This window comes from Amycolatopsis endophytica (assembly GCF_013410405.1).
Lineage (GTDB): Bacteria > Actinomycetota > Actinomycetes > Mycobacteriales > Pseudonocardiaceae > Amycolatopsis_E > Amycolatopsis_E endophytica.
The window spans coordinates 858690-875007 of sequence record NZ_JACCFK010000001.1 but is presented as its reverse complement, the minus strand read 5'-3'; the positions used below and the strand labels follow the sequence as shown (position 1 = coordinate 875007).

Below are 16318 nucleotides of genomic sequence, written 5' to 3'. Positions count from 1 at the left end.
GATTCGCGCGTGGGAGCGTGGGACTCGCTGGGTTACCGCGCGAGTCGTAGGGCGGCGCGCGCGATGGCCAGTGCCTCGTCGGCGGACAAGCCCAGAGCCCGCGTCACCGCGGCGTAGGTTTGCGCGGCCTCACGGGCGCGTGACAGGGACTCGTCGCCGGAGGAGGCCACGAACGAACCCGCCCGGCCGCGGGTCTCGATCAGGCCCGCCTCCTCCAGCTCCCGGTACGCGCGGGCGATCGTGTTGGGCGCGATCCCCAGCTCCTCCGCCAGGCCACGCACGGTCGGCAGCTTCGTGCCCACCGCGAGCGCGCCGGAGTTGATCCGCTCCGCCAGCCCCGACCGCACCTGCTCGAACGGCGGCACCGAGGACGAGGAATCGACCGGGACGATCATCCGCACGCCGCCGCGATCAGCTCGGTCAGGTCCTCCGAACCGGGCGGCAACGCGGTCAGCGGCCACCAGCGCAGGTCGTCCGACTCGTCGCTGCGCACCGGCTCCGACCCGTCCGGCGCGACCACCACGTACCGCACGTCGAAGTGCCGCGTCGGCACTCCGAGCGAGCACGTGATCGGGTGCACGTCGAGGTGCACGGGTTCCGCGGAGATCGTCAGCCCGCTCATCCCGGACTCCTCCGACGCCTCCCGCAGGGCTGCCTCCGACAGTGACACGTCGGAAACCTCGCAGTGCCCGCCCAGCTGCAGCCACCGCCCGACCCGCGGGTGCAGCGTCAGCAGCACGTGCGAACGCGACGCGTTCAGCACCACCGCCGACGCCGTGACGTGCCCGGCCTCGCACGACCGCAGGCAGGCGTCCTCCCGCGCGGCGAGAAAACCCAGGAACGCGTGCCGCAACGCCTCCTGCCCGGCCGTCCCCGGCTGCCACTTCTCCAGCGTCTCGACGACGTCCGAGTGCGGGCTCACAGCTCGATCAACCCCTCGGTCGAGGGTTCGCGCGGCGCGGCGGGCCCGGCCGGGTGCCCGATGGCGACCGCGCCCAGCGGCTGCCACGACGGCTCCAGCCCCAGCACCTCACGCACCAGGTCCGCGGCGAAGATCGTCGACCCGATCCAGCACGAGCCCAGCTCCTCGGCGGCCAGCGCCACCAGCAGCCCCTGCACCGCCGCGCCACCGGCGACGGTGAACATCGTCCGCTCGCAGTCGTTGCGCCGCTCGTCGCGGTACGTGTGCGCGCCTTCGGGCACCAGGAACGGGATCACGACCTCGGGCGCGTCGAACAGGATGTCGCCGCGCGCGGTCCGCTTCGCGATCTGCTCCTCGGTGAACGCGTCGCCGGAGAGGTCGGCCCGCCACGCCTCGCGCATCGCCTCCAGCAGCTTCGTCCGCAGCCCGCGGTCACGCAGCCACACGAACCGCACCGGATGCGTGTGGTGCGGCGCGGGCGCGGTCAGTGCCGCGCCGATCGCCCGGCGCAACGCATCGGGATCGACCGGCTCGCCGGTGAACGAGCGCACCGACCGGCGGGCGGGCACGGCCTCGCGGCGCCCCCGCGCGATCGCCTCACGCGTGCCCATCGAGAACATGTCCTCTTCGGAGGGCCGCACCAGCTTCCGCGCCGTCGACCCGTCGTCGTCGAGCCGCAGACCGCGCACCACCGCGACCGGCGTCGCGGTCAGCTTGCCCTTGACCAGGTCCGCGGCCGCCGCGACCTCGTCGGCCACCGCGATTTCGGTGACCTGCAGCTCGTTGCCCTGTGCGTCGACCTCGCCCTCGTAGGAGTGCAGCACCCGCAGCCCGCTGGAGCCGATCGCGTTGTCGGTCTGCCCGACCCGCCACGCGCGCCCCATGGTGTCGGTGATGACGACCGCGATCTCGACGCCGAGCCGCTCCCGCAGGCCGTTGCGCAGCGCCAGCGCGGAGGCGTCCGGATCGCTGGGCAGCAACGCGATCTCGTCACCGGCCACATTGGACGCGTCCACGCCGGAGGCGGCCTGCACGACGCCGATCCGGTTCTGCGTGATCAGGGTCCGGTTGAACCGGGCCAGCACCCGCACCGACTCCTGCTCGACCAGCTCACGGCGGGTCGCGTCGCGTTCCTCCGGATCGGTGGGCACGCGCACCAGCCGTCCCTCGATCTTCGAGACGACCTTGCTGGTCACGACCAGGATGTCGCCGGAGCGCAGCCACTTCGCGGCGGTCGCGATCGCGCCGGTCAGGTCGTCACCGGGCCGGAACTCGGGCAGGCCCTCGACCGGGAGGATCTCCAGCCGACGGGTGGAATGGTCACTCAACGTCGGCTCCCGCGAGTTCCAGCGCCGCCCGCGCCATGGCGGCCGTGGCGTCCACATCGGACATCAGCAGCGGGATGGCCCGCACGGCGACACCGGGCACGTGCACCGTCTCGCCCTCGGCGACCAGCCAGCCGTCGAGCAGCCCGTCCTCGGAGGTCTGCCGCGATCCGTAGTGGATGCCGACGGCCTCCGCCGACGTCTCCACCCCGATCGCGGCCAGGCACGCGTCGGCCATGCCGCGCACCGGCTTGCCGCTGATGATCGGTGACACACCGACCACCCCGGCCTCGGTCTTCCGCAGCGCTTCCTTCACGCCGGGCACGGACAGCACGGTGCCGACCGAGACGACCGGGTTGGACGGTGCGAACAGGACGGCGTCGGCCTCCGCGATCGCGTCCAGCACACCCGGCGCGGGCTTGGCCTCCTCGACGCCGACCGGGACGATCGAGTGCGCCTCGGGCTGGGAGCGGTACCGCACCCACCACTCCTGGAAGTGGATCGCCTTGCGGTTGCCCACGTCGTCCGGATCGTCGATCACGACGTGCGTCTCGACGCGGTCGTCGCTCATCGGCAACAGCCGCACGCCCGGCTTCCACCGGTCGCACAACGCCTCGGTGACCGCGGACAGCGGGTAGCCCGCGCGCAGCATCCTCGTGCGGATCAGGTGGGTGGCGATGTCCTTGTCGCCGAGCCCGAACCAGGTCGGCTCGGCGCCGTAGGCCGCCAGCTCCTCCTTGACCGCCCACGTCTCGCCCTGGTGACCCCAGCCGCGCTCGGTGTCGATGCCACCGCCGAGCGTGTACATGCAGGTGTCCAGGTCCGGGCTGATGCGCAGGCCGTGCATCCACACGTCGTCGCCGGTGTTGACCAGCGCCGTGACCTCGTGCGGCGATTCCCCAGGGCCGATCGGGGGCAGGCCCAGCGCGGCTTTGACTCCGAGCAGGAAGCGGGCGCCGCCCACCCCGCCGACAACTACGACAACCTTCACAGCGGCCGATCCTCGCACGCCCGGGGTCCGGGAACCCAGTAGCGGTACCTGTGGTGTCCGGTGAAGCCGAGCCGGTCGTAGAACGCCAGCGCGCCGTCGTTGTCGACGGCGACCTGGAGCGCGCAGCGGGTGGCCCCGCGTTCGGCTGCCCACGGCCCGCACGCGGCCATCAACGCCGAGGCCAGACCACGGCGCCGGTACTCCGGCCGGACGGCCAGCCGGGCGATGTGCAGGACGTCGCCGACCACCGCGGCGCGCACCGCGCCGGCCGTGACACCCATCACGTCGGCGGTCACGTAGCCGATTTCGCCGGTGGTGAGCACGTGCCGCTCGGCCTCGGTGGGCGCGGACCGTCCGACGGTCAGCTCCCACCAGCCCGCTGTCGGCGTCGCGAGCACGGAGATTCCCTCGGCGCCCTCGCCGAGCGGTCCGGTGAGCACCGACACGACGTGCCCGGCCGCGTGTGCGCTGTTGGGCACCCAGCCCGCCGACCCGATCGCGCGCTCGTTTTCGCTGCCGTCCACGACCTGCACCACGGGCGGGATTCCCTGGGCGTGGGCGAAGTCACACACGTCTCGTAAGGCGTGCTCCACCGGCACTCCAGGGTCCCCGACGGCCAGCGCGCTGTTGGCCCGTCCGGTGAATCCGCCGGCGGCGCGAAGCCGCCAGTCACCGATCTTGTCCTCGGTCACCGCCGGCCAGGCGTCGGCACAGCGCAGTTCGAGCGTTTCGAAGGCGTCCACGGTTCACATTGTGCTCGCCGATCCTGCGATTAAGGGTGGCCTTACTTTGGAAGGTTCCGACGTCGGCGCGTAATGTCCAGAGTCGGTAGTGGATTCCGTTGGATTACGCAGACCTAGCAGGAGACCGCAGTGACGTACGTGATCGCCGAGCCCTGCGTCGACGTGCTCGACAAGGCGTGCATCGACGAGTGCCCTGTCGACTGCATCTACGAGGGCGACCGCATGCTCTACATCCACCCCGACGAGTGCGTGGACTGCGGCGCGTGTGAACCGGTGTGCCCGGTCGAGGCGATCTACTACGAGGACGACGTGCCGGACGAGTGGGCGCAGTACACGAAGGCCAACGTCGACTTCTTCGACAGCCTTGGCTCGCCCGGTGGCGCCTCCAAGGTCGGCAAGACCAGCAACGATCCGCAGTGGGTCAAGGACCTGCCTCCGCAGGGCGAATGAAACGCGGCGGCACCGGACTGCCCGACTTTCCGTGGGACTCGCTCGCCGAGCCCACGGCGCGGGCGAAGTCACACCCAGGCGGGCTCGTCGACCTGTCGGTCGGCACTCCGGTCGATCCGGTCCCCGGCTCGATCCGGGCCGCGCTGGCGTCGGTCTCGGAAATCCCCGGGTACCCGACCACGCACGGCACGCCGGAGCTGCGCGCGGCCGCGGTCGAAGCTCTGAACCGCAGGCACGGGATCGCCGGGGTCGACCCAGCGGCCGTCCTGCCCACCATCGGTTCGAAGGAGCTCGTCGCCTGGCTCCCGCGCCTGCTCGGCGCCGAGCCGGGCGACACCGTGGCCATCCCCGAACTGGCGTACCCGACGTACGAGGTCGGCGCGCTGCTGGCCGGCGCCTCGGTGGTGCGCGGCGATGACCCGCGTGGTCTCGCCGAACCGCCCGCGGTGCTGTGGCTGAATTCGCCGTCCAACCCGACCGGTCGTGTGCTGGGTGCCGAGGCGCTGCGCGGGATCGTCGAGTGGGCGCGCGAGCGGGACGTGCTGGTCGTGTCCGACGAGTGCTATCTCGCGCTCGGATGGGACGCCGATCCGGTGTCGATCCTGCACCCCTCGGTGTGCGGTGGGCGGCTCGACAACCTGCTGGCCGTGCACTCGCTGTCCAAGTCGGCGAACCTGGCCAGCTACCGCGCCGGTTTCGTCACCGGTGACCCGGAGCTGGTCGCGGGTCTGCTGGCGGTGCGCAAGCACGCCGGCATGATCGTTCCGCGCCCGGTGCAGGAGGCGATGACGGCCGCGCTGACCGACGACGACGCGCTGGCGCTGCAGCGCGAGCGGTACGCGCGCCGTCGGCTGGTGCTGCAGAAGGCATTGCAGGACAACGGTTTCCGGATCGACCACTCGGAGGCCGGGCTGTACCTGTGGGCCACCCGCGGTGAGGACGCCTGGCAGACCGTCGCGTGGCTGTCCGAGCGCGGCATCCTCGTCGCGCCCGGCACGTTCTACGGCCCACGTGGCGGCGAACACGTGCGAGTGGCCCTCACGGCGACCGACGAACGGATCGAAGCGGCTGCCGAGCGCCTGAGCTAGCGGGGTCACCGGTCCTCCATGACCGGTCTTCGCGTCAGTAGTCGCGGCCGGTGAAGCCCCGGTAGACGAACCGGGTGAGCGCGTCGATCGCGTCCTCCTCGGCGAGGTCGACGAGGCCGTCGTGCCACATCTGCACGAAGTTGTCGATCAGCGCGCTCATCATCGCGACGCTCGCCGCCGGCGGGCCGGGAAGCTCGAACCCGGCCTTGGTCACGTAGTCGACGTGGCCGGTGATCTCCTCGCTCTGCGCCCGGCTGAACTCGCCCAGCGTGCGGGCGAAGTCCTCGTTCACCAGCGCCGCCTGACGCAGCGCGCGCATCGTCGCCGTGTGCTCGCGGTGGAACGACCAGAACGCCCTGATGTGGAAGCGGATCGCGGCGGGGTCGCTGAAGTCCGGGCTGTGTTCGGCCTTCCGCGCGTCGTCGTCGCCCGCCGACTCCAGATCACCCAGCAGCGATTCGAGCAGCTCTTCCTTGCTCGCGAAGTGGTTGTAGAACGAGCCGGCCGCACGGCCCGCTTCCGCGGTGATGTCGGTGATCTTCGTGTTCAGGTAGCCGCGCGTGGCGAACAGCCGCTGGGCGGCGGCCTTCAACGCGGTCTCGGTCTCCGCCGCCTTCTCCTTGCGCTTCACGGCACCTCCTTGACGGGAACGCTAGCAAGCGTCAGGGTGATCGGCGCCGTGTCGGCCGCGAACCCACCGCTACCCCCAACCCTGCTGGTGGCGCTGCCAGCGTGTGGCACGCGACCCTGACAGCTGTCAGATTGTCCGGCACGTCGTACCCGTAGTTCGAGCCAGGGCTCCACCAGGGGCGGTGGAGCCCTGGCGTCCGGTCAGCCGACCGGAAGCAGGTTCGTCGCTGGCGGGATGACCCTGGTGAGGTCCGGCAACAGATCGGACAGCCCCTCGTCCCGGGTGACACAGCTCCCGCGGTACTGCTGGTTGTTCTGCCCCGTCACCCCCATCGCCTCGTCGGCGAAGTAGATGATCTGGGCGGACACCTGGTCGGAGTTCTGGTGCAGATTGATGTTGTGTCCGGCGTCCGGAATCACCGCGGTCCGCAGGCAGGCCTGCGGACCGAAACCCGGTGCTTCATAGGCCGTCTGGTTTGCCGCCGCCGCCTCGAGTTCCTGCGGCGTCGCCTGCTGGGACGCCTCGTTCGCACACTCCTTGTCGCCGGCTCCGCAGAAGAACGAGTCGTGCTCGCCGTTGATGATGAAGTTCGGGATCTTGATGTTCTTGTGCGTGCCGTCGTAGTCCCGCGGCAGGAAGAGTCCCAGCTCCGTCGCGGTGACCGGGCTCTGCAACTGCTCGTCGAGGGTGAGCAGCGCCGGATCCGTGTTCGGCTTGTAGAAGAACGGCGAGTTCGCGCGTGCTCCCGGGCGGAACGACAGGTACCCGGGGTCGAACTTCCAGGACGCGTGGGGGAAGTTGGGTTGCAGTGCGGCCGGGATCAACCCCGAGAACAGCAGTCCCCCCTGATCGAGTTTGAAGCGGTTGCCGTAGCCCGTGCCGATCACCATGTCGGCGTCGTTGTGCTTCGCCGTTTCGAGCCAGGAGGTGATCGTGCCGTAGGAGTGCCCGACCAGTCCGACGTGGCCGAACTTCGTCCCGCCGATTTCCCCGCCGCGGAGCTTGGTGATCAGCTGGTGCACGGTCTCCGCGTTGGTGTCCGGCGTGACGAGCGCGCTCAACGGATGCCCACTGCGCCCCTCGCCGATCCGGTCGATGTTCAGTGTCGCGTAGCCGTGGTCGACCAGGTCGTTGACCACGGAGTACTTCTCGGGCTGGTACGGCGAATCCCAGTACCAGGTGCCGTAGGTGATCCCGTGCACCAGTACCAGCACCGCGGGCGCCTTGCCTGCTCGCGCGTCCCGATAGGTCTTCTCGCTCATGCAAAGTTCGCTGTAGACCGAACTCGGCACCGAGGGTTGATCGAGCGTGTACCCACCGAGGCCCGGTAGTGAACTGCCGGCGGAAATGTTGACGAGTGGAATGTCGACCGGAACGTTGCCGGTGAACGGGCACACCTTTCCCCGCGCGACGGTGGGTGTGCCGAAGTTGCGGGTGTCGGTCTGTCCCGTCGAGCCCACGGGGTTCTGAAGCACACTCAACGGAAGCTCCGGCAACCCGTTTTCCAGGAGCGGCAGCCCGGACAACGCAGGGGAAGCGCCGAGCAGGCCGTCGGCTCCGTCCAGATCGTCGGCAGAAGCCGGGCCTGTCGACAGCGACGTCACCGCGGCCGCTGCGGCGGCGAAGGTGACCAACTGGCGTACGGCTGCTTTCATCACATCAGTCCTTCCGAGGGGAACCAGCGGCCAGAACCGCGCCGAGAGCGCCCACCGACTGAGTCGGCACGCGCGGCGGCGAAGGCCCGGATGCGGAGTGCGCCGACTGTAGCGAAGTGGATCACTTCGTCGGGGGCCCGGCCTCGGTCCTGGGCCGACGGCGATTGCCCGCCGACAGTCTGCCGCCGGAGACGCGTGCCCGGACAGTCCCGCCGCGATTGTGGCGATGTCCGACCCCCGACACCGGTCCCGCTCGCCGGCGGGCTCGTGTCATCCATTGCTCTTGACAGCGAACGCCGACAAGAGCAAACTTGAATCAAAATTCAGTGAATGGAGATTCAAAATGGACGTGCTGATCGCGGGAGCCGGCCCGACCGGGCTGACGCTGGCCATCGACCTCGCCCGCCGCGGCGTCGACGTCCGGATCGTCGACAAAGCGACCGAGTTCTTCCCCGGTTCGCGGGGTGACGGGCTGCAGCCCCGGACCATGGAGGTGTTCGACGACCTGGGCGTGATCGACGCCGTGCTGGCCGCCAGCCGCGAGGCGCCGGCGCTCCACGCGTACATGGACGGGAAGTTCGTGATGGAGCGCGTGATGTTCGAACGGCGCGAGCCGATGCCCGACGTGCCGTATCCGAACGCGCGGATGCTGGGGCAGGCGCAGACCGAGGGCATCCTGCGGGACCGGCTGGCCGAGTTCGGGGTGCGGGTCGAGCTGGGCGCGGGCCTGACCGGGTTCACGCAGGACGAGGGCGGGGTCACCGCGCAGCTGTCCACGGGTGAGACGGTGCGGGCGGACTACCTGGTCGGTGCCGACGGTGGGCGCAGTTTCGTGCGCAAGGCGCTCGGTATCGAGTTCGAGGGGGTGACGGACGAGTCGATCCGCATGTTGCTGGGCGATGTCGCGGCCGACCTCGATCCGGAGTTCGGGTACTGGTTCTCGAATTCGGCGAACCCGATGCGCGGGATCATGATGAGCCCGCTGCCGGGGATCGGGCTGTTCCAGTTCGGGGCGCCGCTGGGGGAGGAGGACGTCGAGCCGACCGTGGCGACGCTTCAGTCCAAACTGGACGCGCTCGACGCCGGGGTGCGACTGCGGGAGATGACGTGGTCGACGGTGTGGCGGCCGAACGTGCGGCTGGCGAAGCGTTTCCGGGACGGCCGGGTGTTCCTCGCGGGCGACGCGGCGCACGTCCACCCGCCGACCGGCGGGCAGGGCCTCAACACGGGGGTGCAGGACGCGTACAACCTGGGCTGGAAGCTCGCCGACGGCTCACCGGAGCTGTTGGACAGCTACGAAATCGAGCGACGCGCGGTGGCCGCCCACGTGCTGGGGTTGTCGTCGGAGCTGATGCGGAAGTACACGGAGGGCGATGAGAGCGCCCACGAGCGCGGCGAGGACACCCAGCAGCTGGACATCAGCTACCGGACCACCGATTCACCGGGCCTCGCGGTGGGCGACCGTGCACCCGACGCCCCGCTCGTGGGCGCGGACGGCAAGGCGGTGCGGCTGTTCGACCTGTTCCGCGGCCCCCACGCGACAACGCTGCTGTTCGACGGCTCGGTGTCCACGCAGCCGCACACGTACACGGTGCTGCGCTCGGGAGAGACCTCGGCGGGCAATTCCGTGACCGACGTGGAGGGACACGCCTTCAAAGCCTACGAAGCGGTGCGGGTGACGGTGCGGCCGGACGGGTACGTGGGCGCCCTGAGCCGATAGCGGACGGCGGGTCAGATCCGGACGACAACGGGGTTCAGTACCCGGATAAGCAGGCCGGTGCCGGCTGTGCGGAAGTTCTCCCTCGACGCTGTGAGGTTGTCATCGCGGTTGAGTGCGGACCAATCAAGGCGCCAGCCGGCGGCTGCCGCGAGTTGGCGAAGGAACGCGCGTTGGGTGCGACCGTTGCCCTCGCGAAAGGGATGGCGGGCGTTGATCTCGCCGTAGTAGTGGGCCAACCGCTCCACGAACTTCTCGCGGTTGAGGCCGACCAGCCAGCGGTCCTGCTCGAGTTGAGCGAGAATTGCCGAAATCTCGTCATCGACGAATTGCCATGCGCAGAAAGTCGATTGTTCCTTCGAGATGTTGACCGTTCGTGTTCGGCTCGCCCATTCATACACGTCCTGGAACAGGAGTCTGGAGACGCCTGCCGTCCGGCGTGGCGTAGGGGTCTTTCACTGTTGCGAGGCCCTGCGCAACTCTTCCGCAATCGCATCTTCGGCTGAAAGTGTACCGCTCGCCACCGAACGCAATCGGGATTGCCAGTCGTCGTCCAGTTCGATGCCTTCCATGGCGGCGCTTGCTGCCGCCTGGGAAACGGCGATATCGGGGTCCGATCGCTGACGCGAGTAGAAGTGTTGCATGTTTTCGAGCCTGATCGGCTCTGACGACTTCTCGTCATCGGCGAGCAAACCCCGGGCTATACGCCACGGCCTTTCCATGTGCGTCATCTTCGAAAGTGCCTCGGCCGAGAAATGGGAGTACTTGGACAGAACCCAGTCGACAGTCTCACGTTCACCGCTCGACAGGTGATCCGGATCGCCGTCGGGCCACTCGTTCACGGCGCGGCGGCGCCGGTGCTTCTCGTACAGAGAACGGGTGACCGGGCCCTGCGGCCAAGCCTCGATGGTGTCGGCGAACAATGGCTCGGAATGGAACACCAGGTGCCAAGCCTGCGCGTAGTACACCAGCTTCTGAAGTTTCATGGTCGTGATCTGGCCAGTCTGGGAGAGCAGAGCGGCGGCCACGTCATTCACTTCGGCCACGCTGGTGCACCTCCCCGTTCTCGACCGGTTGTCACCGTCAAGTTTACCGGCCGCGACGAAAGTACGCGGTTCGTTCCAGCACATCGACCCCGGTCAACCGCAGAGCTTCGCCACCGCCGCGTGCACGTTCGAGAGAGCGCTCGGCCACACTTCGCGGGCCGAGGCGCGGCGGCCCAGTTCGCGTTCGGCGATGCGGCCCGCGATGAAAGCCACGGCGGGCTCGTCGGCCGTGTCCAGCAGGTCGCGCATGCGGGTGGCGGCGACCACCGCGTCCTGGTGGTCGCCCAGCACGTCCTGCAGTCGCTTCGTCGCCTTGATCAGGGGCTTCACCTGTGCCATCTGCTTCTTCCGCGCGGCCTGCTTCGCCGTCTCGGCGGCGTAGCGCAAGCGTTTGCCGTAGATCCGCAGCTCGTGCAGCTCGTCGTCCGGCGGGTCGGTGGGCAGCGCGGCCACGGCCTTCGTCAGCTTGCGGTACGGCTTGCGGATCACGGCGCCGACGTCGAGCGGCTGGGGCCGGGAACCGTTGCCCTGGACCAGGTGCAGCTCCGTGAGCACCAGCCGCGCCGTCGAGCGCAACAGCGCGGTGTAGCGGGCGCTGCCCAGAACCCGGTTGAGGCGGCGCTTCGCCTTGGCGCGCTCGGCGACGAAGATCCGGATCAGGCGCGCCGCGGCGGGCTGGTCGGCCGCGTCGAACGACGCCACCGTCGACCGCAGGTGCCCGATCAGCACGTCGTGATCACGCACCTCGCCCAGCGCCGCGGCGAGCCACTTCAGCTCGGCCCGCACGTCGTCGCCCGCGGGCCCCAGCAGTTTCAGCACACTGCGGAGCCGCCGGACCGCGACCCGCATCTGGTGCAGATCCTCCGGATCGGCCCCGGATCGCGTGCCCGCCTCGTGGTCGAGCATCTCGCGCAACTGGCCGTCGATCCGTGCCCGGAGCACGGCCTCCGGCGTATCTCGCGGCCCGACGGCCGGAGGCGCCTCGGACAGCCCGAGATCGCCCACGGTCAGGACACGGGAAGACAGCGTCGCGGTGCTCACCAGGTGAATGATAGGTGAACGAGATCCGCGTCCCGTCAGTTCGCGTGCAGCATCTCGTTCAGCTCGATGCCGGAACCCGCGCGCTGCACGGCCTCGACGGCGCCGGTCTCGGAGTTGCGCCGGAACAGCGCCCCGGAAATCCCGGACAGCTCGCGGGCCTTGACGATCTTGCCCTCGACCACGACCTTCGTGCCCGCCGTGACGTACAACCCGGCCTCGACCACCGAATCGTCCCCGAGCGAGATGCCGACCCCGCCGTTCGCGCCGATCAGGCAGCGCTCGCCGAGCGAGATGACCTCCTTGCCGCCACCGGAGAGGGTGCCCATGATCGACGCGCCGCCACCGACGTCGGTGCCGTCGCCCACGACCACACCCGCCGAGATGCGGCCCTCGACCATCGACGCGCCGAGCGTGCCCGCGTTGAAGTTCACGAAGCCCTCGTGCATGACCGTGGTGCCGCTCGCCAGGTGCGCGCCGAGGCGCACGCGGTCGGCGTCGCCGATACGCACACCGGTGGGCGTGACGTAGTCCACCATGCGCGGGAACTTGTCGACGCTGTACACGGTGACCGCGCCACGCGCCCGCAGGCGGAGGCGGGTCTGCTCGAAGCCCTCGACCGGGCACGGGCCGTGGTTGGTCCACACGACGTTGGACAGCAGACCGAACATGCCGTCCAGGTTCTGGCCGTGCGGCTGCACCAGACGGTGCGACAGCAGGTGCAGGCGCAGGTACAGGTCGTGCGCGTCGGCGGGGGCCTGCGCGAGCGTGCCGATCGTGGTGCGCACCGCGACCACCTCGACACCCCGTGCCTCGTCCGGACCGAGCAGTGCGGCGGCGGCTTCGCCGAGGACCTCGACGGCCTGCTCGCGCGTCAGCCGTTCGGTGCCGCTGGTGGCGGGCTCGCCGAGCTTGGGCTGCGGGAACCAGGTGTCCAGCACGGTCCCGTCGGTGGTGACGGTGGCCAGGCCGATGCCGTGCGCGCCGGTGGTCTCGGGGTTCGGGGTCTGCTCGCTCACGGCCCCAACCGTAACTCAGCTCGCGACGAGCTGGGTGTCCACCAGGTGTTTGATGGATCGCAGGCTGTCCGCGATCGTGGTCAGCGCCGCGGTGCACGGATCACCCGGTTCGGCGACGGTGTCGCAGCGGTTGTCGCGGTACGCGCCGATGCCCTTGTCCAGGTCACCGGACAGGGCGACCAGGTCCGGGTGCTTGGTGCCCGCCTGCTCACGCACCACACCCGGCGTGCTGCCCAGTTCGGTGACGTACTTGCCGCAGCCGCGCGGCGTCGAACCGGCCGGTTCGCGGAAGCACGGATCCGCGGTCAGGGCGTTGAGCTTGATCGACAGGGCGTAGGGCGTGTCGGCCTGACCGCCGCCGCCCTTCGGGGTCGGGCCGGCCTCGTTCGAGCATCCGGCCAGCACGAGTGCCAGCGCCCCGAGGGCGAGGAGTGGCTTCCACGTGCGCATCCGCCCACCGTACGACACCGCCTAGAGTCGGCACATGACCACTCTCGACCTGCACGCCGACCCGGTCGACCTGACCGCCGCGCTGGTGGACATCCAGAGCGTCTCCGGAAACGAGGGAGCGATCGCCGACGCCGTCCAAGCGGCGCTGCGAGGGCAGGCCGGGCACCTCGAGGTGGTGCGCAACGGCGACGCGGTGCTGGCCCGCACGAACCTCGGGCGGCCCTCCCGGGTGGTGCTCGCCGGTCACCTGGACACGGTGCCGGTCAACGAGAACCTGCCGGTGCGCCGCGAGGGTTCCGGTGACGACGAGGTGCTGCACGGGCTCGGCACGGTCGACATGAAAGGCGGTGACGCGGTGTTCCTGCACCTCGCGGCCACCGTCGCCGAGCCGCGTCACGACGTGACGTTCGTCTTCTACGACTGCGAGGAGGTCGAGGCCGTCCGCAACGGTCTCGGCCGGATCGAGCGGGAGATGCCGGACTGGCTCGCGGGTGATCTGGCGATCGTCGGCGAACCGTCGAACGCCGTGATCGAGGCGGGTTGCCAGGGCACGATGCGGGTCGAGCTGCGGCTGGGCGGGAAGCGCGCGCACACCGCGCGGGCGTGGATGGGCGTCAACGCGATCCACGCGCTCGGCGAGCCGCTGCGGCGGCTGGAGGCATACCAGGCGCGGGTCGTCGACATCGACGGACTGACCTATCGCGAGGGCCTGCAGGCGGTGCGGGTCTCCGGCGGCGTGGCGGGCAATGTCGTCCCGGACGAGGCGGTGCTCGCGGTCAACTTCCGGTTCGCCCCGGACCGCGGCGCCGAAGAGGCCGAAAAACACGTGCGCGAGGTGTTCGACGGCTATGACCTGTCCGTTGTGGACCTTTCACCGGCCGCGCTGCCCGGGCTGACCGCGCCGGCGACGGCCGAACTGGTCCGGGCGGCGGGCGGCACGGCGGCCGCGAAGCTGGGGTGGACGGACGTCGCGCGGTTCGCCGCGCGGGGTATGGCCGCGGTGAACTTCGGCCCCGGTGACCCCACGCTCGCGCACACCCGCGAAGAGCACGTCGCGGCCGGTGAGATCCGGCAGGTCACGCGCGTGCTGCGGGACTTCCTGGGCCAGTAAGCTCGGCGGCGTGACAGGGGAAGAAGTGGACGGAACGTCCGAGTATCCCGAGCGCCCGCGGGAAAAGCAGCGTGGGCCGGTCGTGCTGCGCCGGGAGCGCCGCATCGAACCGACCACCACCGACCAGCGACTTCTGGACTCGCGCGGGCCGAGCGACTGGGTGCACACCGACCCGTGGCGGGTCATGCGCATCCAGGCCGAGTTCGTCGAGGGCTTCGGGGCGCTGGCCGAGGTGCCGCGCGCGGTCACCGTGTTCGGGTCGGCGCGCACCCCGCGGGAGCACCCCGAGTACGAGCTGGGCCGCAAGATCGGCTCCGGACTGGCGAACGCCGGGTTCGCGGTGATCACCGGTGGCGGTCCGGGTGCGATGGAGGCGGTCAATCGCGGCGCGTCCGAGGCCGGCGGGCTGTCGATAGGGCTGGGCATCGAGCTGCCGTTCGAGCAGGGGCTCAACCCGTGGGTCGATCTGGGTGTGAACTTCCGGTATTTCTTCACCCGCAAGACGATGTTCATCAAGTACGCGCAGGCGTTCATCTGCCTGCCCGGTGGTTTCGGCACACTGGACGAGCTCTTCGAGGCGCTCACCCTGGTCCAGACCAAGAAGGTGACGAAGTTCCCGGTGGTCCTCTTCGGACGGTCCTACTGGGGCGGGCTCTACGACTGGGTCCGGGACTCGGTGCACGCCCAGGGCAAGATCGGTGACCGGGACCTGGCGCTGCTGCACCTGACCGACGACGTCGACGAAGCGGTGGCCATGGTCGAGGAGGCCTACAAGGCATGGGAGGACACCCACTAAGTGAAGCGGATCTGTGTGTTCTGTGGTTCGTCCGCGGGCGGTGACGCGGTCTACACCGACGCGGCCACCGGACTGGGCAAGCTGCTCGCCGAGCGGGGCATCGGACTCGTCTACGGCGGCGCGAGCGTCGGCCTGATGGGCGCGGTCGCCAACGGCGCGCTGCAGGCGGGCGGCGAGGTGATCGGCGTCATCCCCGAGCACCTCAAGCGGGTCGAGATCGCCCACCACGACCTGTCGGAGCTGATCGTCACCGCCGACATGCACGAACGCAAGGCGAAGATGGCCGAGCTGGCCGACGCGTTCCTCGCCCTGCCCGGTGGCGCGGGGACGCTGGAGGAGCTGGCCGAGGTCTGGACCTGGGCCCAGCTGGGACTGCACGGCAAGCCCATCGGCCTGGTAGACGTGGCCGGGTACTACCGCCCGTTCGGCGAGTTCATCGACCACATGGTGACGGAGAAGTTCCTGCGGGAGCAGCACCGGGACCTGATCTTCGTCGACGAGGACCCGGCGGTGCTGTTGGATTCCTTCTCGGCTTATGAGGCGCCGGACATCGCCAAGTGGCAGTAGCCGCTACGCGGGGAGTGCCACGCTCCGGCCGGCGAACTCTGCGTTCCGCGAGTTCCCCGTTCGCGTGGAGCGGCGCAGCGGCTACGCGGCCTCGCCGGGGCGCTTGTGGTACTTGTCCACGTACTCCTGCCCCGACAGCTCCGCGATCGCGTACATCACCTCGTCGGTGACAGCCCGGCGGATCGCGGGTGATGCCTCCAGCCCGGCGTACCGCGAGAAGTCCAGCGGCTCCCCGAACTCGACGGTGACCTTCGCCACGCGCGGCATCAGCTTGCCGATCGGCTGGACCTTTTCGGTGCCGGTCAGCGCCACCGGAACGACCTTCGCGCCGGTGGCCAGCGCGAGCGATCCGACGCCGGTGTGCCCGCGGTGCAGCCGTCCGTCGAGGGAGCGCGTGCCCTCCGGGTAGATGCCGAAGACGCCACCGTCGTCGAGCACCTTGCGGCCCGACTCCAGCGCCGCCAGTCCGGCCTTGGCGTTGCCGCGCTCGACCGGCACGAACCCGAGCGCGTCGAGGAACGCGGCCATCAACCGGCCCCGGACACCCTTGCCGGTGAAGTACTCGGCCTTGCCGAGGAACCGCACCCGCCGTGGGCTGACCAGCGACAACACCGTCGTGTCGATCGCCGCGCGGTGGTTGGGGGCCAGAATGACGGGGCCGTGCTCGGGCACCCTCTCCGCGCCGCGGACCTCCGGCCGGTAGATCCCCTTGACCACCGGAACGGACGCGAGACGGATCAGCTGGTACAGCACGGTTCCTCCAGTTCGT

The 16318-nt window shown here is 69.9% G+C and carries 19 protein-coding genes; 6 read left to right on the top strand and 13 right to left on the bottom strand.

Translation table 11 applies throughout. The features are described from left to right. Positions 1-32 precede the first annotated feature (32 nt). Genes HNR02_RS04265 through HNR02_RS04245 form a run of 5 tightly spaced genes read right to left on the bottom strand, consistent with a single transcriptional unit; the run spans position 33 to position 3981 of the window. Positions 33-395: a GntR family transcriptional regulator gene (locus tag HNR02_RS04265; protein WP_179775692.1), complete on the bottom strand. Its 363-nt coding sequence runs from the start codon at positions 393-395 to the stop codon at positions 33-35. Next, the gene (locus tag HNR02_RS04260; protein WP_179771911.1) at positions 392-922 is read right to left on the bottom strand and encodes an NUDIX hydrolase; all 531 of its coding nucleotides are present in this window, start codon (positions 920-922) and stop codon (positions 392-394) included. The genes HNR02_RS04265 and HNR02_RS04260 overlap by 4 nt, the downstream gene beginning before the upstream one ends. After that, complete coding sequence (locus tag HNR02_RS04255; protein ID WP_179771910.1) at positions 919-2250, bottom strand: coenzyme F420-0:L-glutamate ligase; 1332 nt, start codon at positions 2248-2250, stop codon at positions 919-921. The genes HNR02_RS04260 and HNR02_RS04255 overlap by 4 nt, the downstream gene beginning before the upstream one ends. Then, the gene (gene cofD, locus HNR02_RS04250; protein ID WP_179771909.1) at positions 2243-3238 is read right to left on the bottom strand and encodes a 2-phospho-L-lactate transferase; all 996 of its coding nucleotides are present in this window, start codon (positions 3236-3238) and stop codon (positions 2243-2245) included. Before cofD ends, HNR02_RS04255 begins: the two co-directional genes overlap by 8 nt. Continuing rightward, positions 3235-3981 carry a GNAT family N-acetyltransferase gene (locus HNR02_RS04245; protein ID WP_179771908.1) on the bottom strand — a complete coding sequence of 249 codons (747 nt, stop codon included), beginning with the start codon at positions 3979-3981 and terminating at the stop codon, positions 3235-3237. The genes cofD and HNR02_RS04245 overlap by 4 nt, the downstream gene beginning before the upstream one ends. Before the next feature lie 129 nt (positions 3982-4110). Between HNR02_RS04245 and fdxA the strand changes: the two genes are divergently transcribed. Then, the gene (gene fdxA / locus HNR02_RS04240) at positions 4111-4431 is read left to right on the top strand and encodes a ferredoxin (protein WP_179771907.1); all 321 of its coding nucleotides are present in this window, start codon (positions 4111-4113) and stop codon (positions 4429-4431) included. Beyond that, a complete protein-coding gene (dapC, locus tag HNR02_RS04235; RefSeq protein ID WP_179771906.1) occupies positions 4428-5519 on the top strand; it encodes a succinyldiaminopimelate transaminase in 1092 nt (363 codons plus the stop codon). Before fdxA ends, dapC begins: the two co-directional genes overlap by 4 nt. A 34-nt stretch (positions 5520-5553) precedes the next feature. On the opposite strand, the gene HNR02_RS04230 is transcribed toward dapC, so the two are convergent. Then, positions 5554-6150: a TetR/AcrR family transcriptional regulator gene (locus HNR02_RS04230; protein ID WP_179771905.1), complete on the bottom strand. Its 597-nt coding sequence runs from the start codon at positions 6148-6150 to the stop codon at positions 5554-5556. Positions 6151-6350: 200 nt separating this feature from the next. Further along, on the bottom strand, positions 6351-7805 hold the full coding sequence (locus tag HNR02_RS04225) for an alpha/beta hydrolase (protein WP_179771904.1): 1455 nt from the start codon (positions 7803-7805) through the stop codon (positions 6351-6353). 343 nt (positions 7806-8148) lie between these two features. Here HNR02_RS04225 and HNR02_RS04220 point away from each other — a divergent pair, with 343 nt between their 5' ends. Continuing rightward, a complete protein-coding gene (locus HNR02_RS04220; protein WP_179771903.1) occupies positions 8149-9525 on the top strand; it encodes an FAD-dependent monooxygenase in 1377 nt (458 codons plus the stop codon). Between the two features lie 11 nt (positions 9526-9536). Here the strand turns inward: HNR02_RS04220 and HNR02_RS04215 are convergent, their stop codons facing one another. The 5 genes from HNR02_RS04215 to HNR02_RS04195 all read right to left on the bottom strand — a co-directional run bounded on the left by HNR02_RS04215 (position 9537) and on the right by HNR02_RS04195 (position 13075). Continuing rightward, on the bottom strand, positions 9537-9935 hold the full coding sequence (locus tag HNR02_RS04215; protein WP_246338733.1) for a Fic/DOC family protein: 399 nt from the start codon (positions 9933-9935) through the stop codon (positions 9537-9539). Positions 9936-9977: 42 nt separating this feature from the next. Next, positions 9978-10568: a Panacea domain-containing protein gene (locus tag HNR02_RS04210; protein ID WP_179771901.1), complete on the bottom strand. Its 591-nt coding sequence runs from the start codon at positions 10566-10568 to the stop codon at positions 9978-9980. Between the two features lie 93 nt (positions 10569-10661). After that, complete coding sequence (locus HNR02_RS04205; protein WP_179775691.1) at positions 10662-11579, bottom strand: CHAD domain-containing protein; 918 nt, start codon at positions 11577-11579, stop codon at positions 10662-10664. 65 nt (positions 11580-11644) lie between these two features. After that, positions 11645-12625, bottom strand: a complete 981-nt coding sequence (gene dapD, locus HNR02_RS04200) for a 2,3,4,5-tetrahydropyridine-2,6-dicarboxylate N-succinyltransferase (RefSeq protein ID WP_179771900.1) — start codon at positions 12623-12625, stop codon at positions 11645-11647. A gap of 15 nt (positions 12626-12640) precedes the next feature. Beyond that, positions 12641-13075 carry a hypothetical protein gene (locus tag HNR02_RS04195; protein ID WP_179771899.1) on the bottom strand — a complete coding sequence of 145 codons (435 nt, stop codon included), beginning with the start codon at positions 13073-13075 and terminating at the stop codon, positions 12641-12643. Between the two features lie 34 nt (positions 13076-13109). Between HNR02_RS04195 and dapE the strand changes: the two genes are divergently transcribed. Genes dapE through HNR02_RS04180 form a run of 3 tightly spaced genes read left to right on the top strand, consistent with a single transcriptional unit; the run spans position 13110 to position 15549 of the window. Then, a complete protein-coding gene (gene dapE, locus HNR02_RS04190; RefSeq protein WP_179771898.1) occupies positions 13110-14186 on the top strand; it encodes a succinyl-diaminopimelate desuccinylase in 1077 nt (358 codons plus the stop codon). 25 nt (positions 14187-14211) lie between these two features. Further along, entirely contained in the window at positions 14212-14982 is a 771-nt protein-coding gene (locus HNR02_RS04185; protein ID WP_179775690.1) for an LOG family protein, read from the top strand. After that, positions 14983-15549, top strand: a complete 567-nt coding sequence (locus HNR02_RS04180; protein WP_179771897.1) for an LOG family protein — start codon at positions 14983-14985, stop codon at positions 15547-15549. Between the two features lie 81 nt (positions 15550-15630). On the opposite strand, the gene HNR02_RS04175 is transcribed toward HNR02_RS04180, so the two are convergent. Further along, on the bottom strand, positions 15631-16302 hold the full coding sequence (locus tag HNR02_RS04175; protein WP_179771896.1) for a lysophospholipid acyltransferase family protein: 672 nt from the start codon (positions 16300-16302) through the stop codon (positions 15631-15633). Positions 16303-16318 lie beyond the last annotated feature (16 nt).

Excerpts from the sequence above, each read along its gene's own strand:
- HNR02_RS04265 (WP_179775692.1), bottom strand. The coding sequence starts at position 395 with ATGATCGTCCCGGTCGATTCCTCGTCCTCGGTGCCGCCGTTCGAGCAG.
- dapC (WP_179771906.1), top strand. The coding sequence starts at position 4,428 with ATGAAACGCGGCGGCACCGGACTGCCCGACTTTCCGTGGGACTCGCTC.
- HNR02_RS04225 (WP_179771904.1), bottom strand. The coding sequence starts at position 7,805 with ATGAAAGCAGCCGTACGCCAGTTGGTCACCTTCGCCGCCGCAGCGGCC.
- HNR02_RS04220 (WP_179771903.1), top strand. The coding sequence starts at position 8,149 with ATGGACGTGCTGATCGCGGGAGCCGGCCCGACCGGGCTGACGCTGGCC.
- HNR02_RS04195 (WP_179771899.1), bottom strand. The coding sequence starts at position 13,075 with ATGCGCACGTGGAAGCCACTCCTCGCCCTCGGGGCGCTGGCACTCGTG.
- dapE (WP_179771898.1), top strand. The coding sequence starts at position 13,110 with ATGACCACTCTCGACCTGCACGCCGACCCGGTCGACCTGACCGCCGCG.